The sequence below is a fragment of the Actinoplanes sp. CA-131856 genome, from assembly GCF_050956135.1.
Classification (GTDB): domain Bacteria; phylum Actinomycetota; class Actinomycetes; order Mycobacteriales; family Micromonosporaceae; genus Actinoplanes.
Map to the genome: position 1 here is coordinate 1,749,501 of NZ_CP191849.1, position 26,938 is coordinate 1,776,438.

A 26,938-nucleotide genomic window follows, 5' to 3' on the forward strand; every position below is an offset into this window, starting at 1 on the left:
CAGTTTCGGGTGATCACTCCAGGCGGGACGCCAGCAGCCGTACCCCGGGACCGTCCAGCTCGCCCACGACGGTTCGCCGGCCGGTCATCGCCATCATCAGGGCCTCGGCCGGTGCGGACACCGCCGGGCCCTCGCCGAAGTTCCAGTCCAGGTCGGACGCCTCGAAGCGCAAGTCGGCCAGCCACGCCTTCTTCGTGAAGCCGACCGGGCGGCCGGTGGTGAGGAAGTCGAGGGCGATCCGCAGCGCGTCCAGCGGCAGGCGGTGCGGCAGGCCCAGCGGCCGCCGGATGTCCTGTCCGTGCACCAGCAGGTCGGTGAGCTGGCCGGGATAGCCGACCACCGGCGGCTTGAAGTCGTTCTCGGCGTTGCGGCGCAGGCCCTCGGCGATCTCCTCGACCGGCAGCCGGCCCAGCGACTGGGCCAGCAGCGCGTTGGCCCGGTGCAGCCGGAAGCCCGAGCGCATCATGGCCGACAGGGTCGCGCCGCGCGGCGCCTCGACCGCGGCCAGCAGGTGGGCCGCCACCTCGCGGACCGTCCACTCGCCGCAGAGGCTGCGCACCGCGAGCTGCGACGGCGTCAGCGACTCGAGGAGGTCGGCGGTGGAGCGCCGCTGTTCGGCGATGGCCTGGCGGAGGGAGCTCATCCGTAGAGCTCCTCCAGCGCCGCCGCGGACGGTGACCATGTGGCCGGTTCCCACAGCGCGGAGCGCCGGAACGCCTTGGAGCAGTGGTAGAAGACCTCTTCGATCTCCACGAGCAGGGCCAGCTCGGGCCGATGGCCGTGCACCACCATGCGGTCGAAGAGCTCGTCATCGCGTACGAGGGAAGCCTGGCCGTTGATCCTCAAGGTGTCGCTCCGGCCGGGGATCATGAAGATGAGGCCGACGTTCGGGTTGTCGATGATGTTGTGGAATCCGTCGGCCCGCCGGTTGCCGGGCCGCTCGGGGATCGCGATCGCCGCCGGGCCGAGCACGACGGCGAAACCGGGCGGATCGCCTTTGGGGGAGACGTCGATGCCGCCGGCTCCGTCCGACGTGGCCACCAGGCAGAACGGGGACGCCGCGAGCCATTCGCGGTCGAGGTCGTGCAGGGTCGGCCGCACCTTGGCCGCCACGCGGGGGATCGGCGTTCCGATGATGTCGCGAAGCTCGTCGTGGGTCGTGATCCGCTGCATGCCGACCACTCTAGGTAGGCGGCCCAAGCCATTTGCGGTAGTGCGACGCGAACGGCTCCCGGTCGAGCACGAGGGCCTCGTGCAGATCCGCCGCCCCGGCCAGCGCGCCCGCCACGATCTCCGGCGGATAGCCCAGCTCGCGGCGGTGCTGCTCGAACTCGTCCTCGTCCTCCACCTCGACCCGCCGGCCCTTGCGGTAGCGGACCAGGTCGATGTCGAGGTCGATCACGGTGATCTCGGCCGGGCCGGTCCAGCGGGCCGGCGTGATGATGTCGCAGTAGAGCTCGCGCCGGTCCGGCTCGGCCAGGAACATCGCCATCCACCAGCCCTCGGCCGGGATGAGCCGGACGGCGTCGACCCGTGTCACGCCGGTCGGGCGGCGGCCGTAGTGATAGGTGACGACGGTGCCCCGCGGCGTGGACAGCCACGTGCCGAACTCGTCCTCGCCGAGCAGCCGCGCGGTCACCTGCCGGTGCGGCCGCCCGTCGAACTTGCGCAGCACCAGATCGACCGCATCCACCCGGCGAGGCTACATCGATCACCATCGGGGGACATGCCCGGCCGCCCCGATCCGGTCGGCCGCCGTGATTCGTTTCAAGGGCCGTGAAGGTCGTCATCGACGGCAGGTTCGTGCTCGACGAGGCGGATCTGCAGGCCCGCCTGGCCGGGGCGTTCGGTTACGGGCCTTTCTACGGGCGCGACCTCGCCGCCCTGCGCGACCGCCTGGCCGCCGGCGATCCGCGCCCGCTCGAGCTCACCTGGATCCACGCCGACAGCATCCGGCTGGCCCTGGGTGGCGCCACGTTCCTGGCCTACCTGGCCGTCCTCGAGGCCGTCGAGATCGCCGACGAGCGCAAGCCGTGGGACGAGCGCCTGATCTTCCGGATCATCGAATAACCGACTCGCACCCGAGCGCTTTCTCATCCGGCCACCGCCGCCACCGATTGCTGAGGGTGCCGGCGGGGAGAACCCACCGGCGGGCGGGCCCCGACCGGTTTCCCCCTGGCGATCGGGCCCGCCCGGACATCCCGAGCGAAGGAGCGTCGATGGACCGCGAGCTGTACGTCGGCATCGACGCCACGAAGATCGTCGTCAGCGCACACCCGATCAAGGCCCGCGCCGGCCGGGCCACCCGTCACCGCGCCGGATCGGTGACGGAGATGATGCCGGTGGCCCCCAGCGGCGCCACCCGCGAGGAGCGCACCGCCTTCGCCTGCCGCCTGAGCCTCCCGCTGGCCTTCCTGACCGCTCTGGCCGCCGCGGCCGGCGCGCCGTGGTGGCTGCCGGCCCTCGCCTCGGCCGCGACGGTCGCCGCCGTCTGGCGCCGCCAGGCCCGGGCCGCCGCCGAGACCGACTTCGAGCTGCCCCGCGACCCGGAGGCCCGGGTGCTGGTCGCGGCCGAGGAGCGGGCCGTCTTCCAGCGGGCCGTCCGCGTCGCCCGCCGCGTCCGCCGCGCCTGGCCGGCGCTGCCCGGCATGGTCGACCCGGCCGCCGACCACTCCCTCACCGGTGCTCTCGACGACCTGGCCACCCTTCTCGTACGCCGCCAGGAGCTCCGCCGCCTGCGGGCCGGCCTCGCGGCCGTGCCCGCCCGGGACGTGCCCGAGGGCAGCCCGGCCCTGTCCGCCCTGTCCGAGCAGCGCGATCAGGCCGAGCGGCTGTGGCGCGAGGCCGGTCGGGAGGTCAACCGGATCCTGCGCGGCCTCGACCGGACCGCGCTGGCCCAGGAGTCGCTGCTGCGCGAGCGGCACATCGGCGAGGCCGCCCGGCACGCCGAGCTGGCCCTGGCCGGCCTCGCCCCGGCCACCGTGGTGGACCACTCGGAGCTGGCCGACCGCACGGACGCCGTGATCACGGCGTATCGAGAGCTGGCAGCAGGTCGAAATTGATCATCGCGCCCGCGGTCAGCCCGGCCGCGGCCGAGGTGATCACCTGGGCCATGGGGTCGGCCACGTTGCCGGCCACCCAGACCCCCGGGACCTCGGTACGCCCGGACGGGTCGATCGCGGGGACGTAGGTGCCGATGCCCATCGGGTGCTCCACCGGCTTGAGCCCGATCTCGTCCAGGAATCCCCCGCGCGCCTCCATCCGGGTGGTCACGACCAGGTAGTCACGTTCCACGAAGCGGCCGTCCTTCAGACGTACGCCTCCGTCCTCCACCGAGGCCACCTCATCCACCGCCAGCGGGATGACGTCGGAGCTCCACTGCTTCCACAGGCGTACCTTCTCCGCGTCCCCGAAGACGCCGATGGCCCTACCTCGAACCTCGTAGCCGTGGCAGTAGGGGCAGTGCAGCACGGTCGACCCCCAGCGCTCGGCCAGGCCCGGAACGTCCGGCAGCCGGTCGGCCAGCCCGGTGGTGATCAGCAGGCGTTTCGCCTGGAAGGTCGCGCCGTCGGCGAGCTGAACCTCGAAGCCCGGGCGGACCGAGACCACCGAACCCTCGATCACCTCGCCGCCGTACTTCAGGACCTCGGCCCGCCCCGCCGCGTGGAACTCGGCCGGGGTCATCCCGTCCCGGGTGAGGAAGTTGTGGATGCCGTCGGCCGGCGCGTTCCGCGGCGCCCCCGAGTCGATCACCAGCACCGAGCGCAGCGCCCGGCCCAGGGCCACCGCGCCGCTCAGCCCGGCCGGTCCGCCCCCGATAACGATCACGTCGTAAGTCATGACCCGATGGTGGCCACACCATGCCGAAATGCGGAAACATCTTTGCCATGACGGCAAAAGAAGACGATGTCCTGGCCGAGGTCGGCCCCCGGCTGCGACAGCTGCGCAAGAAGGCCGGGATCACGCTGACCGCGCTGTCGGAGACCACCGGCGTCTCGGTCAGCACCCTGTCGCGCCTGGAGTCGGGTCAGCGCAAGGCCACCCTCGAGCTGCTCCTGCCGCTGGCCCGTGCCTATCGGGTGCCCCTGGACGAGTTGGTCGGGGCCCCGCCCACCGGCGATCCCCGGGTCTACGCGCGGCCGATCAGCGCGTTCGGCCAGACGATCGTCCCGCTCTCCCGGCAGCCCGGCGGTCCGCAGGCGTTCAAGCACCTCATCCCGGCCGGCGAGCGGCAGGTGCCCGAGCCCAAGACCCACGAGGGGTACGAGTGGCTCTACATCCTCAGCGGCCGGCTGCGGCTGATCCTCGGCGAGCACGACCTAGTGCTCCCGCCGGGCGAGGCGGCCGAGTTCGACACCCGGGTGCCGCACTGGTTCGGCAGCGCCGACGGGCAGGCCGTCGAGTTCCTGACGATCTTCGACCGGCAGGGTGCCCGGATCCACGTTCGTGCCAAATCGCGAAAGCACCCGCACGAGTGACTTCTCCCGCCCTCGTCACGGGACTAGGGTGGTTAGCCATCATGTTCATGTGCTGCGACGGGTGGTCGACAGTTGTCTGGGGACCGTGACGTGCCGCTCGGGGAGCGTGCCGAGCGCGTCCACCAGCAGGTTCTGCACGACCTCGGCGTCGGGCAGCCACCACTGTGCCTGCTCCGGGGGCACGGCCCACCGCACCGGGCCCTCGATCATCCGGCTGGGCGCGGCCGGCACCCACGAGCCGGTCCCATGACGCACCACGTCCAGCCGATGGTCCAGTTCGGGCCGCAACGGCACGCCGGCCCGCACGAGGAACATCCACCGCCCGGCCGCCGTCACCGCGACCGGGCCGCGGGCGTCCGCCCGCTGGACTCCCAGCACTCCGGTGTGCAGCCGGGCCGTGCCCAGCACCCGCAGCCCGAGCGCCGCCGGCACCTCCAGCACGTCGAACAGCCGCCCGGTGGCCAGCAGCACGCTGTGCGGCCGATGCCGCCACCACGCCTGCACCTGGGCCGGGTCGGCGCTCGCGCTGTCCTCCCACGACTCCAGCGCGGGATGGCAGGCCATGATCGGGCATCCGGGCCGTCCACAGACGAACCGGTGCCCGGCGAGGCGGGCGCCGGGGGTGACCGCCCAGCCGTGCGCGGCGTATCGCAGAGCGGCCCGCCGCAGGCGTTGCCGGTCGACGATCTCGAGGATCGCGGGTGGTACGAACGGCCGACTGACGGTCCACTGCATGGTTCGATAACCCCCGATCTGGGTGGGACGGCGCCATATCAGCTCCGTGTGCCGTATCCAAGCGCGACACGCATCGTTGTTTCCGGCAGATCCACCCTTTGCAAGTTGCAACAAAAACTACGAGCATCGGTGAGCAGGCGATCACACACGCTGTGCGACGTGAGCACACGTGAAGGGTTCAGACTGCAGATGACACAAGGGCTCGCCGGCGGGGGTCGCCGGGCGAGTCGGGGGAGGCACCGTGGACGAGCTGCCGATCGGCCGCCGCGTCGCCTATTGGCGCGGCCGGCGCAAGATGTCCCAACAGGTCTTCGCTGACCGGTTGGGCAAGTCCAAGAGCTGGGTCGACAAGGTGGAACGAGGCGTCCGCCGGCTCGACAAGTTCTCCGTCGTCTACGAGATCGCCGACGTCCTGCAGGTGGACGTCCAGCTGCTGCTGGGCAAGGACGTGGAACGGCGTCCGGAGACCCAGAACTGCATCGACCAGGTCGAGGTGGAGGAGATCCGCGCCGCCCTGGAGCGCTACGACCAGATGAGCGCGTTCTTCCAGGCGGTGCCCCACTCGCCGCCGCTGGTCGAGATGCGCAAGGCGGTGAGCCACGCCTGGCTGACCTATCAGCACGCGAAGTACGGCGTCCTGGCGAGGATGCTGCCCAAGCTGCTGCGCGACGCCCAGGCGGCGGACAGCGCCTACGCCACCGGCTCGGAGGCCAAGGACGCGGCCCACCTGCTCGGGCAGGTCTACCAGATCGCCTCGTCGGCGCTGCGCAAGGTGGGTGAGCACGAGCTCTCCTGGCTCGCGGCCGACCGGTCGATCGCCGTGTCCCAGCGGGCCGGCGACCAGCTCCTGGCCGGGCTGGCGTCCTATCGCGTGGGCAGCGCGCTGCTGGCGCTCGGCCGGGTCCGCCCGGCGCTCGAGGTCAACGTCAACATCGCGAACCGGCTCGCGCCGAGCTTCGATCGACCCCAGGGCCAGGGCGAGAGGCTTTCGGTGTACGGCATGTTGCTGCTCAACGGGGCGATGGCGGCCGCGCGTATCGGCGACAGCGCGACCGTGCGCGACCTGCTCTGCGGCGCCGATCAGGCGTCGAAGGAGCTGGGTGGCGACTTCAACCACTACTGGACGAGCTTCGGCCCGACCAACGTGCAGCTGCACCGCTGCGCCACGGCGGTCGAGCTGGGCGACGGCCGCACCGCGGTGGAGGCACACGAGAGCCTCGACATCGTCGGCTTCAACGCCATGCTGCCGGAACGCCGGGCGCACCACTTCCTCGACATCGCGCGCGGCTACACGCAGATCGGCAACATCGAGAAGGCCAGCGAGATGCTCCTCGAGGGCGACCGGCTCGCCCCGTCGGAGATCCGTTGCCGGCCGCTCGCCCACGAGGTCCTTTCCGACGTGCTCCGCCGTACGCGGGGCGCGCCACCGGCTCCGATCGCGGAGCTGGCCGAGCAGATGGGAGTCGGCGTATGAGGGTGGTCCGCAGGTGACGATCGGCAACCCCGCACCCGGCGTGCTCTACGTCCTGGTCTGTGGTTCTCCCATGGCGCGCGACGTCGGCATCCTGGTCACCCTGGCCCAGTCGGAAGGCTGGGAGGTCTGCGTGATCACCACGCCCGACGGCCGCAAGTTCGTCGACGTGGAGGCGCTCCAGGCACAGACCGGCCATCCGGTGCGTACCTACTACAAGAGCCCCGGCGACCCGGACGTGCTGCCCGACGCGGACGCGATGATCGTCGCGCCCGCGACGGTGAACACCGTCAACAAGTGGGCCGTCGGCATCACTGACACACTTGTCCTCGGCCTGCTCGTCGAGGGCTATGGATACGGCGTGCCGACGGCCGTCGTGCCGTACACCAACAAGGTCATGGCCCTTCATCCCGCCCTGCACGAGAGCCTGGCCAAACTGCGGGACTGGGGCGTGCACGTGCTGTACGGCGAGGACGTGTGCCGGCTGGGCGGGCCCGGCCAGACCGATCGCTACCGGGGGCAGTTCCCGTGGCGGCGGGCCCTCCAGGCGGTCAGCAACCCGGTGACGATGAGCGGCCGCTCGGTCGAGCCGGGTGCGGTGGGCTAGCACCCGAAGCCCGATAGAGTTGTCGGCCGTGACCGACAATGCCGCCGTGCCCACCGTCCGGGACGTCATCGACGCGCTCGACAGGCGTTATCCCCGCGAGTGGGCCGAGTCCTGGGACAGGGTCGGCATGGTGCTGGGCGACTTCGAGCACCCCGTGCGGCGGGTCCTGTGCGTTGTCGACTGCGTGCCCGAGACGGCCGAGGAAGCGATCTCGGTGGGGGCCGATCTGATCGTCGCCCATCACCCGTTGCTGCTCAAGCCGGTGTCGACGATCGCCCCGGACACGTACAAGGGCCGCATCATCCACCGGCTGATCCGGTCGGATGTGGCTCTCTATGTCGCGCACACGAACGCCGACGTGGCCAATCCGGGCGTTTCGGACGCCTTGGCGCTGCGTCTCGGTTTGCGCGATCTACGGCCTCTGGTCCCCTCGTCCGACGGCGGCCGCGGCCTCGGCCGGATCGGCGTGCTCGATCCGCCGATGGATCTGTCGGAACTAACGGGATTCGTCGCCTCACGGCTTCCGGCTACCTCGGCCGGGGTGCGGTCGGCGGGAGACCCTTCATCGGTCGTACGAACCCTGGCCGTCTGCGGTGGCGCGGGTGACACCTTCCTGGCCGACGCCGCGCGGGCGGGCGTGGACGCGTACCTTTGCGCTGATCTTCGTCACCATCCGGCGAGCGAACACGTCGCCGGGGAGGGCCCGGCGCTGATCGACGTCGCCCATTGGGCGACGGAACGTCCCTGGCTCGACGACGTCGCGGCGTGGCTGCGCGGCGAGTTCGGCTTCGACGTCGTCGTGTCCGACCTGGACACCGACCCCTGGACCCTTTTTCGAAAGAAGGAGCCCCTGCCGTGAAGGCCTCCCCGGAAGCCCAGCGCCGCCTGCTCGACCTGCAGGCCGTCGACACCGCCCTGGCCCAGCTCGCCCACCGGCGCAAGACGCTGCCCGAGCTCGCCGAGATCGACACGGTGTCGCGGGAGCTCTCCGCGCTTGAGGACGAGCGGGTCCGCGCCCAGGTCGCCGTCGACGACCTCGAGCGCGACATCAGCCGCTTCGAGAAGGACATCGAGCAGGTGCGCATCCGCAAGGACCGCGACCAGAAACGGCTCGACGCCGGCGGTGCCCTCAAGGAGATCGAGGGCCTCCAGCACGAGCTGGCCACCCTCAACCGGCGCCAGTCCGAGCTCGAGGACGCCGAGCTCGAGCTGATGGAGCAGAAGGAGTCGGCCGAGTCGGCGCTGGCCGCGGTCCGGGAGCGCCTCGACGCCGCCCTGTCCCGCCGCTCCGAGGCGGAGGCCCGCCGCGACGAGACGCTGGCCGACATCACCAAGGAGCAGGAGTTCAAGCAGTCGTCGCGGGGCCCGCTCGCGGCCGACCTGCCGGCCGACCTGGTCGCCCTCTACGACAAGATCCGCCTCGACTCGGGTCTGGGCGCCGCCCTCTTCCAGTCGGGCCGCTGCGGCGGCTGCCGCATCGAGCTGTACGGCGCCGACCTGGCCCGCGTGAAGGCGGCAGCCGCCGACGACGTGGTGCGTTGCGAGGAGTGCCGCCGCATCATGGTCCGCACCAAGGAGTCCGGCCTGTGAGCCTGCGCGTCGCGATCGAGGCCGACGGCGGGTCCCGGGGCAACCCGGGCCCGGCCGGCTACGGCTCGGTGGTCCGCGCCCACCCGACGGGCGAGGTGCTGGTCGAGCGGTACGGCGCCCTGGGCGTGACCACGAACAACGTGGCCGAGTACACGGGCCTCATCGAGGGCCTCCGCGCCGCTCGTGAGCTCAGCGCGACCGAGGTCGACGTCCGGATGGACTCCAAGCTGGTCGTCGAGCAGATGTCCGGCCGCTGGCAGATCAAGAACGCGGGCCTGCGCCCCCTGGCCGCCGCGGCGGCCGCCCTGGTCAGCGAGTTCGAGCGGGTCTCGTTCGAGTGGATCCCCCGCGAGCGCAACAAGGCGGCCGACGCCCTGGCCAACCGGGCCATGGACGAGGCCGCGGGCAAGCCGGTGCGCGAGGTCGTGGCGGAGGACCTGGTCGCGGCGACCCCGGCTCCCCGGTCGTGGGCGCCGCCGTCGCTGGACAACGCCACCCGCCTCATCCTGGTCCGCCACGGCGAGACGGCGTTGACGAAGCAGGGCCGCTACTCGGGCCGGGGCGACGTGCCCCTCTCCGACGAGGGCGAGGCCCAGGCCATGGCGGCCGGCGGCCGGGTGGCCGGCATCTCCCGCGACGTCACGGCCATCGTCAGCTCACCACTCTCGCGCTGCGTGCGGACGGCGGAGCTGATCTCGGCCGAGGTCGGCGGCGTTCCGGTGACGGTGATCCCCGACCTGATCGAGTGCGACTTCGGCGACTGGGAGGGCCTGACCTTCGCCGAGGTGAACGACCGCTGGCCGGCCGAGATGGCGGCGTGGCTGGAGAAGACGAGCGTGGCCCCGCCGGGCGGCGAGTCCTTCCAGGCCGTGGCCAAGCGTGTCCGGACGGCCCTCCAGGCGGTCCTGGACTCGTATCCGAGCGGCGTGGTCGTCCTGGTCTCCCACGTGACCCCGATCAAGCTGATCCTGCGCGACGCCCTGGCGGCGTCGGACGCCTTCCTGCACCGCCTGTTCCTCGACGCGGCCGGCGTCTCCACCATGGACGTCTGGCCCGACGGCAACATCGCGGTCCGCTCGGTGAACGAGACAGCCCACCTGCGCTGAATCAGGAAGGCTTTCGTCCGGAACTGGGGATAGCGTGCCCGCATGGCTGACTTCGAGGGAGATCTGAGTGGCTCCCGCTTCGAGCACGTCAATCTCAAGGGCGCCCAGCTGCGGGACGTCGACCTGGCCGGCAGCCGGTTTCGGGAGGTCAACTTCTACGACGTGACCATGCGGGGTGTGTACATCGGAAGGGTCGACATCAACGGCGAGGTCGAGTCGCTGGTGATCAACGGCGTGGACGTCGCTCCGTTCGTACAGGCGGAAATGGATCGTCGGGAACCCGAACGGGTGAAGATGCGGCCCACGGATCCGGACGGCTTCCGCGAGGCCTGGGATCTGGTCGAGACACGATGGGCCGGGACGGTCGAGCGGGCGCGGCGGCTGCCGGAGGCCATGCTGCACGAGTCCGTCGACGGGGAATGGTCGTTCATAGAGACGCTGCGGCATCTGGCCTTCGCCGAGGAGTCCTGGGTGTCGCGGGCGATGCTCGGTGAACGCTCGCCGTGGCATCCGCTGTCGTTGCCGTGGGACGGCATGGAGGACACCCCGGGCGTTCCCCGCGATCGGGCGGCCCGTCCTTCGCTCGACGAGACGCTCGCGCTCCGGCTCGACCGCATGGCCACCGTGCGGCGGGTCATCGACGGTCTCACCGAGGAGTTGCTGGCCTCCGAGACCAAACCGGTCGAGGGGCTCGGCTGGCCGCCGCCCAACGAGACCTTCCCCGTACGGGAATGCCTGCTGACCGTGCTCAACGAGGAGTGGGAGCATCGTCGCTACGCCGAGCGCGACCTGGCCGTACTGGAAGCACGGCACGCCTGAGGCCCTTTCATTCACGTCGTACGGCCGGACGCCCTCGCGCGATCGGCCTAGGCTGAACAGCCATGACGGATTCTGAGCTGTCGGAGTTGCGCGAGCGGGCCGCCACCGGAGACCGGGACGCGGTCGATCAGCTGGTCGAGTTGGCGGGTGAGCGCGGCGACATGGCCGAGCTGCGCCGGCTCGCGGACGGGGGAAGCGGCGCCGCCGTGGACGAGCTCGTGCAGTTGGCCAGCGAGCGCGGCGACACCGAGGAACTGCGCCGCTTGGCCGACGCCGGCAACAGCGACGCGGCCGAGCTGCTGGCCGAACTGACCGACGAGGACGACTGACCGCACGGCTTATCGAAGCTCGTACTCGAAACGCTCGGCCCAGCCGACGGTCGAGGGCCTTGGCCACGCCTCGGACGGACGTCGTTGCGCAGATCGAGAAGTTGGCCTCGCTCCACGCCGCCGGCATCCTCACCGATCAGGAGTTCGCGGCGAAGAAGGCGGAGCTGCTCAGCCGTCTCTGACGCGTCGCGTGACGGCGGGCAGGAGGGGCGCCATGAGTGCCAGGCCGGAGTACGACCTCGAGGCGTACATCAAGCGGTCCACCGAAGGGCCCTGCTTCGTGTGCGCGTTTCTCGGAAGGGACCGTGCACCGGGTCGCGCGGGCCATCGAGGCGGCTCTTCCGACCGAGCGGATGTACTCGATGAGTTTGGGGGAGCCGGCAGCGGAACGCTCACCTGCATTGGCAGCATTATCACGCTCTCATGTCGGAGAACGGGGTGCTGTCGGTGACCGAGGAGAGTCAGGCCGCTCTGGCTCGGGCGATTCGGGAGGGGATCGACGATGGATACTGTCACGCATGACGCAAGGGGATGACGACGTCAGTGCGGCCGAGGTCTATCGGGTCGCGCGGGAGCGCTATCTGGCGTACGCCCGGACGGCTCGTCGGTCTTATCAGGTTTCCGAGACTCTGCTGATCGTGTTCGCGGCGGCCATTCCGGCCAGTGTCGCCTTCACCGATGATGCCCGCGTGCCGGCTGTCCTGGGTGGACTTGTCGTGGTGCTGACCGGGCTTCGGACGCTTTTCCGGTGGCACGACAACTGGATCCGGTACATCGAGACGCTCGTGCAGCTCGAAGCGGAATGGGCCCGTTTCCGGCACCGGCTCGGCGACTACGACAAGCCGGAGCGGGAAGCTGTCTTCGTTCAGGCGGCCAAGCAGCTCGAGCTTTCCGAGACGCAGGGGTGGGTGGGATTGCGGCGTACGGCTCAGGAAGCCCGCGAGATCTCCGCGGCCGAGCAGTGAGCTTCCGGCGCAACATCGTCGAGAACTGGGGCGCGGAAGGCGAACGGTGGCTCGACCATTTGCCCGCGCTGATCGACGACGTGAGCCGTGAATGGGGCGTCGACGTCGACGAGCTTCTGCCCATGACCTTTCATTGGGTGGCCACGGTGAAAGGCGGTGGCGTTCTCAAACTCGGCGTCCCGGACGGGCATCTCGACGCTGAGGCCGAAGCCCTGCGGATCTTCGATGGGCGCGGCGCCGTGCGGCTTCTGGCCGAGGACGCGGCTCGCGGCGCGTTGTTGATCGAGCAAGCCCTTCCCGGTACGCCTGTGGCCGCGCTCGACGACGACGCGGAGGCCACCGCGGTGCTTGTCGAGACGGCGGAGCGGCTCCATGTCGTACCCCCGGAAAAACGCACCCTGCGGCACCTGCGCACGCTGCGTGGGGGATTCGAGCGTTATGACCGGCGCGGGCCGATTCCTCAGCGGATGGTCGACCGGGCGGCCGAGCTCTTCGACGACCTCTGCGCGGACGCGCCCCGCGAGACCGTGCTGCACGGCGACCTGCACCACGGCAACGTTCTGCGGGCCGATCGCGAGCCGTGGCTGGCCATCGACCCGTCGCCGCTGATCGGCGATCCCGGCTACGACTGCGGGGCGATGCTCTACAACCCCGATCCGGAGCGGCACGACCCGGCCCTGCTCGATCTGGTGCCGGCGCGGATCGAGCAGCTGGCCGAGATCGAGCCCATGGACCGGGTCGTGGCCTGGGGATTCGTCATGGGTGTGCTGTCCGAGGTGTGGACGGTCGAGGCGTCCGGTCAGGCCCGCAGCCGGGCGATCGAGGTGGCGGCCCTACTGGAGCCGCGGCTGCGCTGAGCGCACCCGGAGCACCTGCGCGCCCAGCGTCATGACGACCATCAGCGCCACGATGACGCCGAACGACACCGTCAGCGACGACACGTGGGCGATGCCGCCGATGATGCCGGGGGCGATCAGGCCGCTGCCGTACGCGATGCCGGCCACCCCGGCGATGCCTTTGCCGGGGCTGCTCTCCGTACGGGCGGCGGCCGCGAACACCAGCGGAACGACCACCGCGATGCCGACGCCGAGCAGGCCGAACCCCGCGATGACCAGCGCCACCGGCTCGGCCAGGACGATCGTCAGGGCGCCCACGGTCGCGCACACCCCCGAGATGCGGACCGTGGTCACCGGGCCCAGCTGACGGACGACCCAGTCGCCACCGAAGCGGGCCGCGGCCATGCACACCGAGAAGATCGCGACGGTGGCGGCGGCCGTGGCGGCCGGGTGGTGCAGCAGGTCGCGGACGTAGACGGCGGCCCAGTCGAGGCTGGCCCCCTCGGCGAAGACCGCGCACAGGCCGATCAGGCCGATCGTCAGCACCCGGCCGGTGGGCAGCGCGAACGCCGGCGGCTCCTCCAAGTCGGCCGCGGGCCGGTGCGGAATGAGCCACATCGAGGCGGTCAGCACGACCACGGCCAGGGCGGCCACGGTGATCAGGAAGTGGGTGGGCGCGGACAGGCCGGCCCGGGTCGCGAGCACGGCCACGGCCGAGCCGGCCAGCCCGCCGATGCTCCACCAGCCGTGGAAGCCCGACATGACCGACCGCCCGTAGCGCTCCTCGACGAGCACGGCGTGCGCGTTCATGGCCACGTCGGCCACGCCGGCCGCCGCGCCGTAGACGATCAGGCACAGGCAGAGCGCCCACAACGAGGTCGGCAGCGCCGGGAGCAGGAGCGCGGCACACCAGCAGAGCATGAGGAGACGTACGAGGGAACGCAGATCGAACCGATGCACGAGCCGCCCCGAAAGGGGCATCGCGATGAGCGCGCCCACCCCCGGCATGAGCAGGGCGACGCCGAGCCCACCGGGCCCGACCCCGACGTGGTCGGCCACCCACGGCACCCGCGCCGCGAACGTCCCGGTGACGGCCCCGTGCGCCGCGAAGATCGCCGACGTCGCGACCCGCGCCTTCCTCTCGATCATGCTCTGACCCTAACGACGGCCGTGCATGCTGCATTTACGCCCCGAGAGGAATTGACAACTGTCACAGCGGAACGGCTCGCGACGCCGGTCGTTTCTGGATTGAATAAAGATCTGGGATCGCAAAACGGTAGATAGGAGGCGCTGGTGCCGCTCAGGAGCCGTAAGCAGTGGTGGGGTGTGACCCTGGACGCGCCGGACGGGGTGGAGTTGGGACGCTTCTACTCGCGGCTGCTCGGCTGGAATTTCTACCCGGCGGACAACGGTCTGGGCGGTGCGGTCGCGCCGTCCGACAACGCGGGATACAACCTCGGGTTCCAGACCGAGAAGCAATATGTACGGCCGGTGTGGCCGGCCGAGGCGGGAAAGCCGCAGATGTCGATGCACCTGGAGATCGAGGTCGACGACCTCGAGGAGGCCGTCGCGCACGCCATTTCGGTGGGCGCGGAGGAGGCCGGCTATCAACCCCAGGAGACGGTACGGGTGATGCTCGACCCGGCCGGCCATCCGTTCTGCCTCTACACGGACGACTGAGTTAGGAACCGGAAGAGGCGCGTGCCGGGAATCGGTGGTGTCGGAGCCGCCGACAACCGGTGCGTGCCCACCCGGAAACGAGCGTCCGCGGGCTCGGTGAAAGCGACCTCGTCGAAGCCCGACTCGGCGAAACAGGCGCGCACGTAAGTGCTTTCGTCGCCGGCCCGGGTCCAGATGACCTGACCGCCGGGTGTCAGCAGCATCGGCAGGGCCTCGATGGTCCGGCGGACGTCCCCGGGGCTCACATTTCCGAAGACACCGCAGGCGAGCACGATGTCGGCGGCGGCGAAGGAAAGGTACGCGTCGATCGTGCCCGCGTCCTCATTCCGTACGGAAACATTGGTTCCGCCCCTCGCCCGTCGCGCCAGCGCGGGATCCCACTCGACCAGCAGGGCCCGGCCCTCCGCCGGCAGGAGCGGCAGAATGTCGCGGCCGTCGCCGGCGCACATGCTGATCACCTTGGGCGCCGGGCCCAGGGCGGCCCGGAGGTGGTCCTGCACGACGGCCAGGCGCCGGGCCAGTGAGGAGCCCGGGATGTCGTACTCCTCGTGCCATTGAACCCAGTCCTTCGTCATGGGAAGCCATGATGCCGAAAGCGCCGCGCCCCTGGGGGGAGGGACGCGGCGCCTTCCTTGACCCGGGAGCGGGTCAGGCCTTTCTCATGTGGACGACGGCGTCTCGACGGCCGTGAGGTCGCGGTCGACGCGCGGGTCGCCCTCGTCGGCGAAGTAGTCGTCCTTGGTGGTGCCGTCGACACCGGCCGGGGTCTTGGCCGCCCGCAGGATCAGCGTGACGATGACCGCGATCAGCAGGTTGACGATCACCGTGACGAAGCCGACGTAGATGGTGCGCTTGGTGTCGAAGCCGAACTCGGACAGCGGGAACGCCGATCCGCCGAAGTGGGCGCGTTTCGTGGCCGGGTTCGGGATCTGCCACAACATCCACATCGACAGGCCCATGCCGACTACCCAGCCCGCGATCAGCGCACCTCGGTGCAGCCAGCGCGTGAACAGGCCGAGCGCCACCGCCGGCGCGGTCTGCAGGATGATCACGCCGCCGATGAGCTGGAGGTCGATGGAGAACTGCGGATCGAGGAAGACGATGCAGGCGACCGCGCCGACCTTCACCACCAGTGAGGTGATCTTCGAGACGCGGGCCTCGTCGGCGTGCGACGCGTCCTTGCGCAGATATTCCTTGTAGATGTTGCGGGTGAACAGGTTGGCCGCGGCGATGGACATGATCGCGGCCGGTACCAGGGCGCCGATGCCGATCGCGGCGAAGGCGACGCCGGCGAACCAGGCCGGGAACTGCATGTCGAACAGCAGTGGCACGACCGTGTTGCTGTCGACGGTGCCCGCGGTGGCCCCGGGCAGCGGCTTCACGTTGGACGCGATGGCCGCGTACCCCAGCAGCGCGAGCAGCCCGAGCAGGAAGCTGTAGGCCGGCAGGGCCGACATGTTCCGCTTGATCACGTTGCGGTTCTTGCTGGCCAGCACGCCGGTGATGCTGTGCGGGTAGAGGAACAGCGCCAGCGCCGAGCCGACCGCGAGGGTGATGTACTGCAGCTGGTTGTTGGCGTTGAGGGTGATGCCGTCGTTGGGGTTCGGGCTGGCCGTGAACTTGGCCTCGGCCGCGTCGAAGATGCTGCCCCACCCGCCCAGCTTCGTCGGCAGATAGATCACCGCCACCAGGATCACGATGTAGATCAGCGCGTCCTTGACAAAGGCGATGAGGGCCGGGGCCCGCAGACCCGATTGATAGGTGTACGCCGCCAGGATGGCGAACGCGATGATGATGGGCGCATGCCGTGCGAGCACACTGTCGCCGGTCACGCCCATGGTCTTGAGGACCGCCTCGATGCCGATGAGCTGGAGGGCGATGTACGGCATGGTGGCGACGATGCCGGTGATCGCGACCACCAGGGCCAGCGTGGGCGAGTCGAACCGGCTGCGCACGAAGTCGGCCGGCGTCACGAAGCCGTGCCGGTGCGACACCGACCAGAGCCTGATCAGGATCAGGAAGAACATCGGGTAGATGATGATGGTGTACGGCACGGCGAAGAACCCGGCCGCTCCGGCGCCGAAGATCAGTGCGGGTACGGCGACAAAGGTGTACGCCGTGTAGAGGTCACCGCCGACGAGGAACCAGGTGATCCAGCCGCCGAAGTTGCGCCCGCCCAGGCCCCACTCGTCCAGGTGCGCCATGTCCTTGGGGGCGCGCCACCTCGCGGCCACGAAGCCCATGCCGCTCACCAGCAGGAACAGCAGCGTGAAGATGACGATCTCGGTGATGTGGTCGCTCATGACCGGCGTCCCCGCTTCGTCATCTGATAGACGATCGTCGTCGTGCCCACGCCGAGCAGGATGAACAGGAACTGGATCCAGTAGAAGGCCGGGAAGCCGAACAGCCGCGGCTCGTCGTGGTTGTAGAGGAACGTCAGGACCGGCACCACGATCGGGATGAGAAGCAGCCAGTTCCACGGACTGCTGTCGTTGCGGGGCTTGCTCTCGGGTTCGGTGGCTTCAGGTTCCGCCATGGCCCCTCCTCATCAGCGCTTGTGCTGTACGTCACGCTAACGAGGAGGGGTCAAATCGGGCGATCACCGTGCGCCGAGCGGTTTCGGTCGTGCGCCGAACGGCTTATCGCAGACCGGCGGAAACCGCCTTCGTGAGTGACGCGTTGGCGTCGTCACCGTCGAGTGACCACATCATGGCGCCGCCCAGGCCCTTGGCCCGGATGTAGAGAGCTTTCTGGATCATTTGGGCCGGGTCGTCGTACGTCCAGAAGGTCGTGCCGTCGAACAGCCAGGCGTGCCCGCTCTTCCAGTCGCGGTAGAGCTTGAAGCCTTCGAGCGTCTTCACCGTCTTGTAGTCCTCGGTGCCGGCCGCGAAGATCCCCGGCGCCGGTCCGGTGGCCGGCTGGAAGAGGCCGTTGTTTTTGTTCGTGACGCCCGTCCAGCCCTGGCTGTAGTAGGGCAGACCCAGGACCAGTTCCTTCCGGGGCGCCCCCGCCTTGATCCAGGCATTTATCGCCACCTCGACCGAAAAGTCGGGATTGTCGGGCGCTCCTTTCGGGACAAACAGGGCGGATTGCTGGTTGGCGCGGGTCTCCCAGGAGCCGTGGAAGTCGTACCCCTGCACCGTCGCGAAGTCCAGGTACTTGAAGATCTTGTCGCCCTCGAACCCGGCCGTGACCTTGGCCGGCGCCGCCGGGAGGAAGGCCGTCAGGTCGTACCGGTGCTTGGTGGTCCTGGAAAGCTTGTCGAGCTGAGCCCGGAACTCGGCCGTGAGCAGGGTGAAGTTCCGCTTGTCCTCGGGCCGGATGATGTTGCCGGCGTTGCCCTCGGACCCGGGCCACTCCCAGTCGAGATCGACACCGTCGAAGATCCCCGCGGCGACCCCCGCGGGTAGGCCGGGCAGGTTGCCCTTGATCCAGAGATCGAGGCAGGAGCTGACGAGCTTCTTGCGCGAGGCGTCGGTGAGAACGGCATCGGAGAAGTACGCCGATCCGGTCCACCCGCCGAGCGAGATGAGCACGCGCAGCTTGGGGTTCTTCTTCTTGAGCTCGGCCAGCTGGTTGAGGTTGCCCGCGATGGGCTGCCCCGCAACGTCTCCGACGCCGTCCACACTGTGCGCGTCGTCGAAGCTGGTCTGCCAGTCGGCCCAGGGGTCGGCGCTGGCGCAGACACCGTCCGCCGTCACCGGCCCGAACGCGTAGTTGAGGTGCGTGAGCTTCGCGGCCGCGCCGGAACTCTGCACCTTGCTGAGCTGGAAATCGCGGCCATAGATACCCCACTGCGTGAAGTACCCGACCTTGACGTATGACTTGCCGCCCGCCTGAGCAGGCGTAGCCGCAACCGTGGCCCCCACCGCGGCCAGGGCGGCCACAGCAACGAGACGGCGTTTCAAACCGCGCATGAGTCCTCCAGGAAAGAAAGTTTCCTAATCGAGGAAGTTAGAGGTCTCACTGCGTTGAAGCAATGGTTGCGCGTTCATTCGTCAGGGATGAGGTGGGAAAACTGAGAAGCGGGACGATGGGCCACTTACCGACCTCTCGAATCGGCAGGTGGCGAGCATGTCCGGCGACCGTGAGATCCGTCCTTTCCGGCTCGACACCCCGGAGGAGGCGATCTCCGATCTGCACCGCCGGATCGCGGCGACGCGCTGGCCCGGCCGCGAGCTGGTCGACGACCGCTCGCAGGGGGTTCAGCTGGCGGCACTCCAGGAGCTGGCCCGCTACTGGACGGCGGATCACGACTGGCGCGCCTTCGAGACCAGGCTGAACGCCCTCCCGCAGTTCACTACAGAGATCGATGGCGTACGGATCCACTTCGCTCACGTGCGTTCACCACACGAGGACGCCTTGCCGCTGATCATGACCCACGGCTGGCCGGGCTCCGTCGTGGAGCTGCTGGGCGCGGTCGGGCCTCTCACCGATCCAACCGCGTACGGCGGGCGGGCCGAGGACGCCTTCCACCTGGTGCTGCCGTCCCTGCCCGGCTACGGCTTCTCGGCCGAGCCAACCGAGCTCGGCTGGGAGAACGGCCGAATCGCCCGCGCCTGGGCCGAGCTGATGAACAGGCTCGGCTACCAGCGTTACGTGGCCCAGGGCGGCGACGTGGGCGCCGCCGTAACCGACTTCATGGGCCGGCAGGGCCCCAACGGTCTGCTCGGCATCCACGTCAACCTGCTGGCCCCGGCTCTCGACCTCGTGAACCACTTGCCGGCCACGTCCGACCAGGAGCGCACAGCCCGAGACGCGGTCATGACGTTCAGCACGGACGGCTTCGCCTACTTCCTGGAGCAGACAACCCGCCCGCAGACCATCGGATACGCCCTGCTGGACTCGCCGGTAGCCCTGGCCGCCTGGATGCTCGACCACGACACCGACAGCTATTACAAGATGGCCCGAGCTTTCGTCGACAAGCAGCCCACAGGCGGCCTGACCCGAGAAAGCATCCTCGACAACATCACCCTGTACTGGCTCACTGGCACAGGCGCTTCGGCCGCCCGCTGGTACTGGGAGTTCGGCCGCTTCCGCGCCGCCGCCACAGGCCAGGCACCCCCACCCCTCCAGGTCCCGGTAGCTTTCACCACGTTCCCGGGCGAGCTGTGGGCCGCCCCACGCAGCTGGGCCGAAGCCATCTATCCAACCTTGACCTACTTCAACGAGGCCGACCGGGGAGGCCACTTCGCCGCCTGGGAGGAGCCAGAGCTGTTCGCCGCCGAGCTGCGGGCCGCCTTCCGCCCAGTACGACAATCTTGAAAGCGCGGCAGACGAGACGGCCTATACGTCGGACTCAGCGATGATCATGCGCGGATCGACCGATCGCCTCCGTCCTAATTCGAGGCCGGAAGTTTCTCGGCTGAGCTGCCCAGTGGCATGATTCGCCGCCTGTGGTTGAGGCGTACGTCTGCGCAGGGGAGGGCAGGACCTACGTCTGTCGATCGTCGGGCGTAGGTCCGCTCGACGAAGAGTGGCTGGTCGGCCGCCTAATCCTGTTCAAACTTCTGTTCGTCAAGGCGGCCCGAAGCGGGCCGCTCATGCCGCCGACCAGGGCGTCATGGTCGCCCCTGGCCGGCCGGGTGGGGCGGGCGGCCATGCCACGCCCGTCCGCTGGCGTACACAGCGGACGACTAGGGCCGCCGGGACCGACAGCGAATGGTGTGCTCGACGGTGGGAAATGTTCAGCGGCCGACCGGCACGGACCGGACGACGCGAGCGAAGTTGCCCGCTCCGGCCGTAGCGCGAAGAAAGCTGAGATCCGGCGTTGCGGTCACTGCGCCTCCGGCGGGGGCGCTCCGGCACTCTCCGTCGCCCTTGCCCCGGACAGGCCGAGCAGACCCCGCCGGCCTAGGTGCCTAGCGTCAAGGCTGTCTTGACGCGGCGGGCGCCGGCGCGGCCCGCTCCCACGTGGGGCGGGTCGAGGGTGACGGGGTGGTTGAGACGTACTGTATCTAGTGCGAGCGGGCTCAACGTATGAACCGAGATTTCGCAACAAGCAATTCGGGTGGAAGCTCAGTCCTCGTCAGGCGGCGGATTGACCGAGTATGTGAAAATGCGAATATCGTCATAAGCTTCATCGCCGAGAGAAACTCGGTGGTACTTGGAATCGGCAACGATGCGGATATCTATGATGAACTTTTCGTCGACATCTTGGCTCTTAACGAGGTAGTCAAAGGAAACGGAGTCTCCTTCCGCAACCACATTCTCTGGTGCGGTAAATTGATGATAGTGCTTCGATGTTCGAACTTCCCACCGTGTTCGCCTTCCCTTGGCGTTGAAGGCGGTTCCCATGAATGTCAGGATGTCGCCCACTTCAATTCGCGGACCGATTACAGGTCTGAATGCTTGGTCGGTGAAATAAGATTGACCTTCGCGACCAAAGCTATCCCTAAGATCCTCAATTAGGGGGTAGTATCTCGCGGACGCTGTTTTCGTGCTTCTATAGAGCGAAATCTGGTTACGTAAATGACCAGCAATTCCAGAGATCAAATCGCGCTCGAAAGAAACGAGGTCCCGGCTATGCGCTACGCTGTTACGCACATCATTAATAATGCCGAAGTAGGCCACGGTCCTTGCTTTGTCATTTAGTGCTGGCTGGAACTTTTCCCAGTTCTTCACAACGAGCGTTGTAAGGTGATAGGTCTCGGTGTAGTCGATGAGATTTTGAGATGCTGTTGCGCCATCGCGACGCTTCGCTTCCTCGGCCTGCCGTTCCCGCAGGCGGTCCTCACTTGGCGCGCCGGGGGCCGCCAGCCAGCCAGGGCTTCCAAGAACGTCACAGATCAGTAGTCGTAGGGCAGTCTCGATCGATCGCAGGGCAGCCGTAGGTTCCACGACGAGCGATCTTACAAGGATTGCGATCGATCAAGCCCGACAGATGTGAAGGATCGGTCAACATCGTTGATGCGCACTGGTACTTAGCGTCGACGTGCGACGAGGCCCCTAGACAAGATAGCTATGGACGCTCGCGAACAGAAGACGTAGGCCAAGGCAGCTGTCATCCCAGTTACCCTCACGTTGCCGGTTGCCCTGGGGGTCAAGGAGTCAGTCGCCCCAAAGGTTACGAGATCATTCTGCGTTGATCATCATGTTCGAAAATGACCTTGGAACGTAGCTGGCTTGGCAGGGCGTGCGACGCTGACACCATGACGCTCATGATTGCGGCTTACGCGGCGGTGGTCTCGACGGCTTCTCTCATGGTCGCTGTAGCGGCATGGCGTAGTGGCGGACGACGTCTCAAGATCTACGCGAGGAGAGTGCGCGTAGGGGACGCCGGTTGGCTTTGTGTGACGGCAGACAACCGGAGCCGATCGGACATCACTGTCGACGCTTTGGTTCTATGGGTAGGCAACTCGACGCTAGGACTGTCCGACCAGCCGGTGGCGATGATCGACTATACGGTGTCTGACGGTCCGCCCTTGCCGTATCGAATGCCGGCGCACTCGTCAGCGCGCTGGATGCTTCCCCCGGACGTGTTTGATCAAGCTCTCGGCAGACGACGGATCCGCTGGCGCGACTTCGTTCGCGTCCAAATCAGCACGGCTTTCGGAGCGACATCGACAAAGGTCCAGCAACCGGTCGGTGATCATCCCGTCGTTCGGTGGATCGAGCGGATCAATGACCGCGTCGATTCACGACAGGGCAACCGCGAGCCTCTCTAGGCTTGACGGGGGCCGACTTGCAGTAGCCGTTGGCAGCAACTGAGTGGCTGATTGGGTGACAACCGGTGGCTAACCCTCGTGGACGCCCGCGGACGGTGGCGGACTGTTCCCGCAGCTTAACCGCTATGACGCTGCTAGCTAATACCCCAATGATCGTTCCTTGACACAGAAGAGGTCACTCGCCGCAGCGATCCGACGAGTGCTCTATTGACTAGTCCACCGTCTATTGCCGATGGCTTCTCGGGCAGGTCTCCCGTGATGAAGGTGGGCCCGACGGCGAAGCCGAACGTAGCCTCGATCAGTTGGCGGACCTCGCCCAAGGGAACGTATTTTCTGTCGGTATAGCAGGAAGACGCCGTACTGTTTGTTAGGGCGGAGTACCCAGCCGGCCTCGTCGCCCCATCGCTCGCGAATGCGGCCGAGCAGCAGCGCCCCGTCTTGCTCATATGAGATGCGAACAAGTGTATGAGTACTCAGGCTCTGCTGTGATTGGTTATCCGATCCTTAGTCGTTCCCTCTCGCAGATGCAGTCAAGTCGGTCAAGCTGAGGCCGTCATTAGACCGTCCGGCCGTCAAACTTCGACCAAGGATGACTAGTTTCCACGATCAACAACGAGCCATATTCCCAGATCAGAAGTCTAGCGGCCCCGTTGAGCAGGAGGGCGACGGACGAGTCGGCCTGTACGCCGGATTCTGCTGGGTACATGCAGCCTGATCAGGCATTCTCTTGGTCAACCTGGCCGTGGGGCCATGGCGGGGCCACCAGGAGGCCGATCATGTGATCAAGGCGCCGCACACTCCGCGGCGCGCAGCCCGGCCGGCGGCCGAGCGCGCCACCCCAGAGGGGCCCCACCCCACCCGGCCGCCGGCCAGCCACAGTTGAGTGCCGGATGATCACACGGCAGGCCTTGGCCTCCGGCGGGAGCGCTCAGGCTTCTGGGATGGAGGTTGCCATCCCGTCCACCGACGACCCAGGCGAAGCCGAGCAGACCTGCCCCTGGGCGCCAAGGTCGTACGTCCGGTGGGGCGCTCCACCTTGGCGCCCAGGGGCAGGCCCGCTCCACGGTGTGTGGGTCGACGGCGGACGGGATGGGGGTGCGGCCGGCTACTCGTTGTACTCGATGACGATTGGCAACTTCGCTTCGAGCGGAGGGAACGCACGCTCAAACATGTCCTCGAATTCGTGCTTGTTCCGCGCAATGCGCATCAGGGTCGTCACCGTGGAGATCTGCTTGTCCAGGTGAGGGTGCCCGGTGTCAGCCGTAAGAAACTGGAAATGCCGGTGCCTGCGATATCCCTTTTCTGTCTTGGGATTTTTCCGCCGCAGCTCATCCAGAACCCCGTTGGGCAATGCTTCGTAGACGTACTTGTTGACGAGCTTGCCGACGTACGGCGTCCGCTTGGACGTGCCAGGCTTGTACTCCCACCCCTGCAGTCGGTAGATCTCCCTGAAGAATTCGTCCGGGAAGGTCTTGAGCCAAGGCCGCAGTTCGGCCTGGACATACGCTTCCAGGATCCGCTGCAGCTCTTGCCGAGCCCGGACCTCTTGGTAGCCCGTCGCCTCATCGACTAGCGCGACGATTCCCACTCGGGCGAGCCCACGTACCAGAACTTCAGCGGCCTTCGCAGCAGTGTGCTGGTTGATCGTCAGTTTGTTCTCAGCGCGCGCGCGAAGGTACGCGTCGCAGATTTCGGGTAGCAAAACCGCCCTGTACCCGAACGCCTTCGGCCCTTGCGGGGGCCGGTACTGAATCGGCTCGCTTAATTCCTGGACTACTTCAGGGCTGAGGAATGGCATCAAGTTGGCGGCGAACAATACTGTCTCGCCGTCGGCGGTTTTCGCTCGCCGATTGCGACCGAGCGCCGCAAGCAGTGTTGCCTGGCTTACGACCCGCGTCCCGTCCTCGAGAACCGCACATGTAATCCTCTGGTCCCCAATTACGATATCGCCGGCGTGAGTGGCGACCTGAACGTCATCCCCCCATCGGGCCTGCGCCGCCCGGCGAGCGATTTCGCTGCGGTCTGTTGCGTCGAGCCGCTCGGCCCGTGCACGCCCACCGCGTGCTGCTCCCCTTTTGGACAGGGCGCGGGCAGCGTTACCCGCACCGTCTTCGCTAGCTGCTTCATTGCCGTCAAGGTCGCCCACTGCGCCTCCTATGCTTAGCCGGGCATGCATAGAAGCTAGCAGAGGCATGCTTAGGCGGGCAAGCATTGCTTCCATGGATTGCGGCGGAGATGGGGAAGGGTTCTGCTCTGCCGCGAGTCGGGGCCATCGTGGGGCCATGGGGCCATCGTGGGGCCATCGAATGCCGCCCAATGTTGCTCATCGTTGACCATCAGCGCCTGTGTATAAGGAGAGGTCAGCGCCGCCCTCAGGATCGTGACCTTGAGGGCGACGGACGAGTCGGCCTGTACGCCGGATTCTGTTCCAGCCGAAGGCTGGTGGCGGCCATCCATCTCGGCCTGCCGTTGCCGGCAGGCTCTTGCGGCCTACCCGCAGGCTTGGGCGAGCAGCCCTCGAACGCCTGCGCCGGTCGCTCCCTTGCGGGGGCGGCCTTGCTTGGCCTTGCTCCGGGTGGGGTTTACCTAGCCACCCCGGTCGCCCGGGGTGCTGGTGAGCTCTTACCTCACCGTTTCACCCTTACCGGCCTGGTGGGGCCGGCGGTCTGTTCTCTGTGGCACTGTCCCGCGGGTCGCCCCGGGTTGCCGTTAACAACCACCCTGCTCTGCGGAGTCCGGACGTTCCTCGGCGGCGCCCCTGAGGGCACCGACGCGACCGCCCAGCCGACTCGTCCGTCGCCTGTTCATCCTACGGGGCCGCGGGTGGGGGATCAGGTGAGGGCCCGGTACAGCAGGAGCAGGCCGATCACCGTGCCGAAGGTGACGATCAGCGTGCGGAGCACCCGGGCCGGCAGGCGCTGGGCCAGCTTGGCGCCCAGATAGCCGCCGACGACCGTCGCCGGGGCCAGGGCCAGCACGGCGGCCCAGTTGACCGGGGCGAAGAACGCGAAGACCAACAGGGTGATCAGGCCGACGACCGCCGACAGGACGTTCTTGAGGGCGTTGATGCGGTTCAGTGACTCGTCGAGGATCAGGGCCAGCGCCGCGACGTACATGACGCCCAGGGCCGCCCCGAAGTAGCCGCCGTAGACGGCGCCGATGAAGACGACCGCCTGCAAGGTCACGGCGGCGCGCCTGGGGGAGAGGTGTCGCGGGTGGCCGACCAGGCCGCGCAGGCGCTGCTGGAAGGCCAGCGTGGCGGCGGCGGCCAGCACCAGGAACGGGACGATCAGCTCGAACGCCCGGGCCGGGGTCAGCAGGAGCAGCGCGCAGCCGGCGGCGGCGCCGAGCACGGCCGCGGGCACGATGGCGCGCAGGCGGCGGGACTGGCCCGCGAGGTCGGCGCGGCTTCCGGCGACGCTGGAGACGTACCCGGGAAAGACCGAGATCGAGTTGGTGACGTTCGCGGCGACCGAGGGCAGGCCGGTGGCGATCAGCGCCGGGAACGTGATGAGGGAGCCGCCGCCGGCGATGGCGTTCACGGCTCCGGCGGCGAGGCCGGCGGCGACCAGCAGCAAAATGTGCGCGACATCCATGATGGGAGGAATCTACGCTGCGGCGATGGGGGATCTGCTGTTCATCGTCGGCCCGCCCGCAGTGGGCAAGATGACGGTGGGCAACGAGATCGCGGCGCGGACGGGGTGGCGCGTCTTCCACAACCATCTGGCCATCGAGCCGGTGCTGCGGTTCTTCGAGTTCGGCACGCCGCCGTTCACGCGGTTGGTGGACGGCTTCCGCATGGCGGTGCTCGAGGAGGTGGCGGCGAGCGATCTGCCGGGGCTGATCTTCACGTACGTCTGGGCCTTCGATTCCCCGGGCGATGCGGAGGCCGTACGCCGATACGCCGAACCCTTCGCGAAGCGAGGCGGCCGGGTTCTGTTCCTGGAGCTCGAGGCGTCCCAGGAGGAACGCCTGCGGCGCAACACGGGTGAGTCGCGCCTGGCCGAGAAGCCGTCGAAGCGCAACCTCGCACTCTCGCGCGAACTGCTGTTGCAAGCCGACCGGGACTATCGGCTCAATTCAACAGACGAGTTCAAGGACAACCCCCATCACGTACGTCTGGACACCGCCCACGGGGAACCCGGGGACATCGCCGAGCGGGCTATCGAGCGGCTGGGCCTCTAGAAGCCGACACCGCCCCGCTCGTCCCAGGTGAGGGTGGGCGCGGGCACGCGCAGCGGCGGACGGCGCAACGTCTGGCGGTAGCCGATGGCCCGTACCTCGAAAGCGAAGTTGTGCCCCTCGATGTGCCAGACCGGGTCCGGATGCTGGTCGGGGGAGGGGAGCCGGTGGATGTCGGCGATGTCGAGGGGCTCGGCGAGCGGCCCGAAGCCGCCGACGATGCCCCACGGCCGGTCGAAGACGAGAGTGGCCGGAGCTACGAGGAAGCCGTCGCCCGGGTCGCCGCCGATCACGTAGTCGATGTCGAGAAGCAGCCTGACCTGCGGTTCCCCGGCCAGGCTGATGGCATGGACGCGGCTGTCGTGCCAGCCCATACGGGGATAGTCCGCCTCGGTCCAGGTCAGCAGGTCGAGAGGCGTGGCAACAGTCATCGCGTCAGTATCCGGCATCGCTCGACAAACCCACCGAAACGG

General features: G+C 68.3%; 30 protein-coding genes, 1 other RNA gene and 1 pseudogene. 17 read left to right on the forward strand and 15 right to left on the reverse strand.

Annotated features, from left to right (window positions below; all coding sequences use genetic code 11):
- Positions 1 to 13: 13 nt before the first annotated feature.
- The 3 genes and pseudogenes from ACQP2X_RS08425 to ACQP2X_RS08435 form a co-directional block, all read right to left on the reverse strand.
- Positions 14 to 643 carry a maleylpyruvate isomerase family mycothiol-dependent enzyme gene (locus tag ACQP2X_RS08425; protein WP_498695521.1) on the reverse strand — a complete coding sequence of 210 codons (630 nt, stop codon included), beginning with the start codon at positions 641 to 643 and terminating at the stop codon, positions 14 to 16.
- 29 nt (positions 644 to 672) lie between these two features.
- Positions 673 to 1,173: pseudogene (locus ACQP2X_RS08430) on the reverse strand (MSMEG_1061 family FMN-dependent PPOX-type flavoprotein); the annotation flags it as partial.
- 10 nt (positions 1,174 to 1,183) lie between these two features.
- Positions 1,184 to 1,693, reverse strand: coding sequence for a DUF402 domain-containing protein (locus ACQP2X_RS08435; RefSeq protein WP_498695522.1), 510 nt, complete (start codon positions 1,691 to 1,693; stop codon positions 1,184 to 1,186).
- Between the two features lie 83 nt (positions 1,694 to 1,776).
- Between ACQP2X_RS08435 and ACQP2X_RS08440 the strand changes: the two genes are divergently transcribed.
- A complete protein-coding gene (locus ACQP2X_RS08440) occupies positions 1,777 to 2,070 on the forward strand; it encodes a barstar family protein (RefSeq protein ID WP_498695524.1) in 294 nt (97 codons plus the stop codon).
- 149 nt (positions 2,071 to 2,219) lie between these two features.
- On the forward strand, positions 2,220 to 3,062 hold the full coding sequence (locus ACQP2X_RS08445) for a hypothetical protein (RefSeq protein ID WP_498695525.1): 843 nt from the start codon (positions 2,220 to 2,222) through the stop codon (positions 3,060 to 3,062).
- Here ACQP2X_RS08445 and ACQP2X_RS08450 read toward each other — a convergent pair.
- Positions 3,025 to 3,840: an NAD(P)/FAD-dependent oxidoreductase gene (locus ACQP2X_RS08450; RefSeq protein WP_498695526.1), complete on the reverse strand. Its 816-nt coding sequence runs from the start codon at positions 3,838 to 3,840 to the stop codon at positions 3,025 to 3,027. The genes ACQP2X_RS08445 and ACQP2X_RS08450 overlap by 38 nt on opposite strands.
- 47 nt (positions 3,841 to 3,887) lie before the next feature.
- On the opposite strand from ACQP2X_RS08450, the gene ACQP2X_RS08455 reads away from it, so the two are divergent.
- The gene (locus ACQP2X_RS08455) at positions 3,888 to 4,478 is read left to right on the forward strand and encodes a helix-turn-helix domain-containing protein (protein WP_498695528.1); all 591 of its coding nucleotides are present in this window, start codon (positions 3,888 to 3,890) and stop codon (positions 4,476 to 4,478) included.
- A 45-nt stretch (positions 4,479 to 4,523) separates the two neighbouring features.
- Here ACQP2X_RS08455 and ACQP2X_RS08460 read toward each other — a convergent pair whose 3' ends face one another.
- Entirely contained in the window at positions 4,524 to 5,213 is a 690-nt protein-coding gene (locus ACQP2X_RS08460) for a bifunctional DNA primase/polymerase (RefSeq protein WP_498695530.1), read from the reverse strand.
- Positions 5,214 to 5,454: 241 nt separating this feature from the next.
- Between ACQP2X_RS08460 and ACQP2X_RS08465 the strand changes: the two genes are divergently transcribed.
- The 10 genes from ACQP2X_RS08465 to ACQP2X_RS08510 all read left to right on the forward strand — a co-directional run bounded on the left by ACQP2X_RS08465 (position 5,455) and on the right by ACQP2X_RS08510 (position 12,957).
- The gene (locus ACQP2X_RS08465) at positions 5,455 to 6,687 is read left to right on the forward strand and encodes a helix-turn-helix domain-containing protein (RefSeq protein WP_498695532.1); all 1,233 of its coding nucleotides are present in this window, start codon (positions 5,455 to 5,457) and stop codon (positions 6,685 to 6,687) included.
- 70 nt (positions 6,688 to 6,757) lie between these two features.
- On the forward strand, positions 6,758 to 7,291 hold the full coding sequence (locus ACQP2X_RS08470) for a flavoprotein (RefSeq protein ID WP_498700858.1): 534 nt from the start codon (positions 6,758 to 6,760) through the stop codon (positions 7,289 to 7,291).
- A 28-nt stretch (positions 7,292 to 7,319) separates the two neighbouring features.
- Entirely contained in the window at positions 7,320 to 8,150 is an 831-nt protein-coding gene (locus ACQP2X_RS08475) for a Nif3-like dinuclear metal center hexameric protein (RefSeq protein WP_498695534.1), read from the forward strand.
- Positions 8,147 to 8,881 carry a zinc ribbon domain-containing protein gene (locus ACQP2X_RS08480; protein ID WP_498695535.1) on the forward strand — a complete coding sequence of 245 codons (735 nt, stop codon included), beginning with the start codon at positions 8,147 to 8,149 and terminating at the stop codon, positions 8,879 to 8,881. The genes ACQP2X_RS08475 and ACQP2X_RS08480 overlap by 4 nt, the downstream gene beginning before the upstream one ends.
- Positions 8,878 to 9,987 (forward strand): bifunctional RNase H/acid phosphatase, encoded by a 1,110-nt coding sequence (locus ACQP2X_RS08485; RefSeq protein ID WP_498695538.1) that lies wholly within the window; start codon positions 8,878 to 8,880, stop codon positions 9,985 to 9,987. The genes ACQP2X_RS08480 and ACQP2X_RS08485 overlap by 4 nt, the downstream gene beginning before the upstream one ends.
- Positions 9,988 to 10,029: 42 nt before the next feature.
- The gene (locus ACQP2X_RS08490; protein ID WP_498695539.1) at positions 10,030 to 10,806 is read left to right on the forward strand and encodes a DinB family protein; all 777 of its coding nucleotides are present in this window, start codon (positions 10,030 to 10,032) and stop codon (positions 10,804 to 10,806) included.
- A 62-nt stretch (positions 10,807 to 10,868) separates the two neighbouring features.
- A complete protein-coding gene (locus tag ACQP2X_RS08495) occupies positions 10,869 to 11,135 on the forward strand; it encodes a hypothetical protein (RefSeq protein ID WP_498695540.1) in 267 nt (88 codons plus the stop codon).
- Positions 11,136 to 11,194: 59 nt separating this feature from the next.
- Positions 11,195 to 11,317 (forward strand): SHOCT domain-containing protein, encoded by a 123-nt coding sequence (locus ACQP2X_RS08500; protein WP_498695543.1) that lies wholly within the window; start codon positions 11,195 to 11,197, stop codon positions 11,315 to 11,317.
- 336 nt (positions 11,318 to 11,653) lie between these two features.
- The gene (locus ACQP2X_RS08505; protein ID WP_498695544.1) at positions 11,654 to 12,100 is read left to right on the forward strand and encodes a DUF4231 domain-containing protein; all 447 of its coding nucleotides are present in this window, start codon (positions 11,654 to 11,656) and stop codon (positions 12,098 to 12,100) included.
- Positions 12,097 to 12,957, forward strand: coding sequence for an aminoglycoside phosphotransferase family protein (locus ACQP2X_RS08510; protein ID WP_498695545.1), 861 nt, complete (start codon positions 12,097 to 12,099; stop codon positions 12,955 to 12,957). The genes ACQP2X_RS08505 and ACQP2X_RS08510 overlap by 4 nt, the downstream gene beginning before the upstream one ends.
- On the opposite strand, the gene ACQP2X_RS08515 is transcribed toward ACQP2X_RS08510, so the two are convergent.
- Entirely contained in the window at positions 12,934 to 14,085 is a 1,152-nt protein-coding gene (locus tag ACQP2X_RS08515; RefSeq protein WP_498695547.1) for an MFS transporter, read from the reverse strand. The genes ACQP2X_RS08510 and ACQP2X_RS08515 overlap by 24 nt on opposite strands.
- A gap of 144 nt (positions 14,086 to 14,229) precedes the next feature.
- Here ACQP2X_RS08515 and ACQP2X_RS08520 point away from each other — a divergent pair, with 144 nt between their 5' ends.
- Positions 14,230 to 14,616, forward strand: coding sequence for a VOC family protein (locus tag ACQP2X_RS08520; RefSeq protein WP_498695548.1), 387 nt, complete (start codon positions 14,230 to 14,232; stop codon positions 14,614 to 14,616).
- Here ACQP2X_RS08520 and ACQP2X_RS08525 read toward each other — a convergent pair.
- From ACQP2X_RS08525 to ACQP2X_RS08540, 4 genes are all read right to left on the reverse strand, one after another.
- On the reverse strand, positions 14,601 to 15,191 hold the full coding sequence (locus ACQP2X_RS08525; RefSeq protein ID WP_498695550.1) for a class I SAM-dependent methyltransferase: 591 nt from the start codon (positions 15,189 to 15,191) through the stop codon (positions 14,601 to 14,603). The two genes, ACQP2X_RS08520 and ACQP2X_RS08525, sit on opposite strands and share 16 nt — an antisense overlap.
- Before the next feature lie 84 nt (positions 15,192 to 15,275).
- Positions 15,276 to 16,919, reverse strand: coding sequence for a monocarboxylate uptake permease MctP (gene mctP / locus ACQP2X_RS08530; RefSeq protein WP_498695551.1), 1,644 nt, complete (start codon positions 16,917 to 16,919; stop codon positions 15,276 to 15,278).
- A complete protein-coding gene (locus ACQP2X_RS08535; RefSeq protein WP_498695552.1) occupies positions 16,916 to 17,152 on the reverse strand; it encodes a DUF3311 domain-containing protein in 237 nt (78 codons plus the stop codon). Before ACQP2X_RS08535 ends, mctP begins: the two co-directional genes overlap by 4 nt.
- A gap of 103 nt (positions 17,153 to 17,255) precedes the next feature.
- Entirely contained in the window at positions 17,256 to 18,533 is a 1,278-nt protein-coding gene (locus ACQP2X_RS08540) for a glycoside hydrolase family 18 protein (RefSeq protein WP_498695553.1), read from the reverse strand.
- 157 nt (positions 18,534 to 18,690) lie between these two features.
- On the opposite strand from ACQP2X_RS08540, the gene ACQP2X_RS08545 reads away from it, so the two are divergent.
- Entirely contained in the window at positions 18,691 to 19,881 is a 1,191-nt protein-coding gene (locus tag ACQP2X_RS08545) for an epoxide hydrolase family protein (RefSeq protein ID WP_498695555.1), read from the forward strand.
- 753 nt (positions 19,882 to 20,634) lie between these two features.
- On the opposite strand, the gene ACQP2X_RS08550 is transcribed toward ACQP2X_RS08545, so the two are convergent.
- A complete protein-coding gene (locus ACQP2X_RS08550; protein WP_498695557.1) occupies positions 20,635 to 21,456 on the reverse strand; it encodes a hypothetical protein in 822 nt (273 codons plus the stop codon).
- Positions 21,457 to 21,767: 311 nt separating this feature from the next.
- Here ACQP2X_RS08550 and ACQP2X_RS08555 point away from each other — a divergent pair, with 311 nt between their 5' ends.
- A complete protein-coding gene (locus ACQP2X_RS08555) occupies positions 21,768 to 22,283 on the forward strand; it encodes a hypothetical protein (RefSeq protein WP_498695559.1) in 516 nt (171 codons plus the stop codon).
- Between the two features lie 1,105 nt (positions 22,284 to 23,388).
- Here ACQP2X_RS08555 and ACQP2X_RS08560 read toward each other — a convergent pair.
- From ACQP2X_RS08560 to ACQP2X_RS08570, 3 genes are all read right to left on the reverse strand, one after another.
- Positions 23,389 to 24,429, reverse strand: coding sequence for a P63C domain-containing protein (locus ACQP2X_RS08560; protein WP_498695560.1), 1,041 nt, complete (start codon positions 24,427 to 24,429; stop codon positions 23,389 to 23,391).
- Positions 24,430 to 24,679: 250 nt separating this feature from the next.
- An RNA gene (gene rnpB / locus ACQP2X_RS08565) (RNase P RNA component class A) lies at positions 24,680 to 25,075 on the reverse strand.
- Positions 25,076 to 25,114: 39 nt separating this feature from the next.
- Positions 25,115 to 25,879, reverse strand: coding sequence for a sulfite exporter TauE/SafE family protein (locus ACQP2X_RS08570; protein WP_498695561.1), 765 nt, complete (start codon positions 25,877 to 25,879; stop codon positions 25,115 to 25,117).
- Positions 25,880 to 25,904: 25 nt separating this feature from the next.
- Here ACQP2X_RS08570 and ACQP2X_RS08575 point away from each other — a divergent pair, with 25 nt between their 5' ends.
- Positions 25,905 to 26,468, forward strand: a complete 564-nt coding sequence (locus tag ACQP2X_RS08575) for an AAA family ATPase (protein WP_498695563.1) — start codon at positions 25,905 to 25,907, stop codon at positions 26,466 to 26,468.
- On the opposite strand, the gene ACQP2X_RS08580 is transcribed toward ACQP2X_RS08575, so the two are convergent.
- Positions 26,465 to 26,896 (reverse strand): hypothetical protein, encoded by a 432-nt coding sequence (locus tag ACQP2X_RS08580; RefSeq protein WP_498695565.1) that lies wholly within the window; start codon positions 26,894 to 26,896, stop codon positions 26,465 to 26,467. The genes ACQP2X_RS08575 and ACQP2X_RS08580 overlap by 4 nt on opposite strands.
- Positions 26,897 to 26,938: the final 42 nt, after the last annotated feature.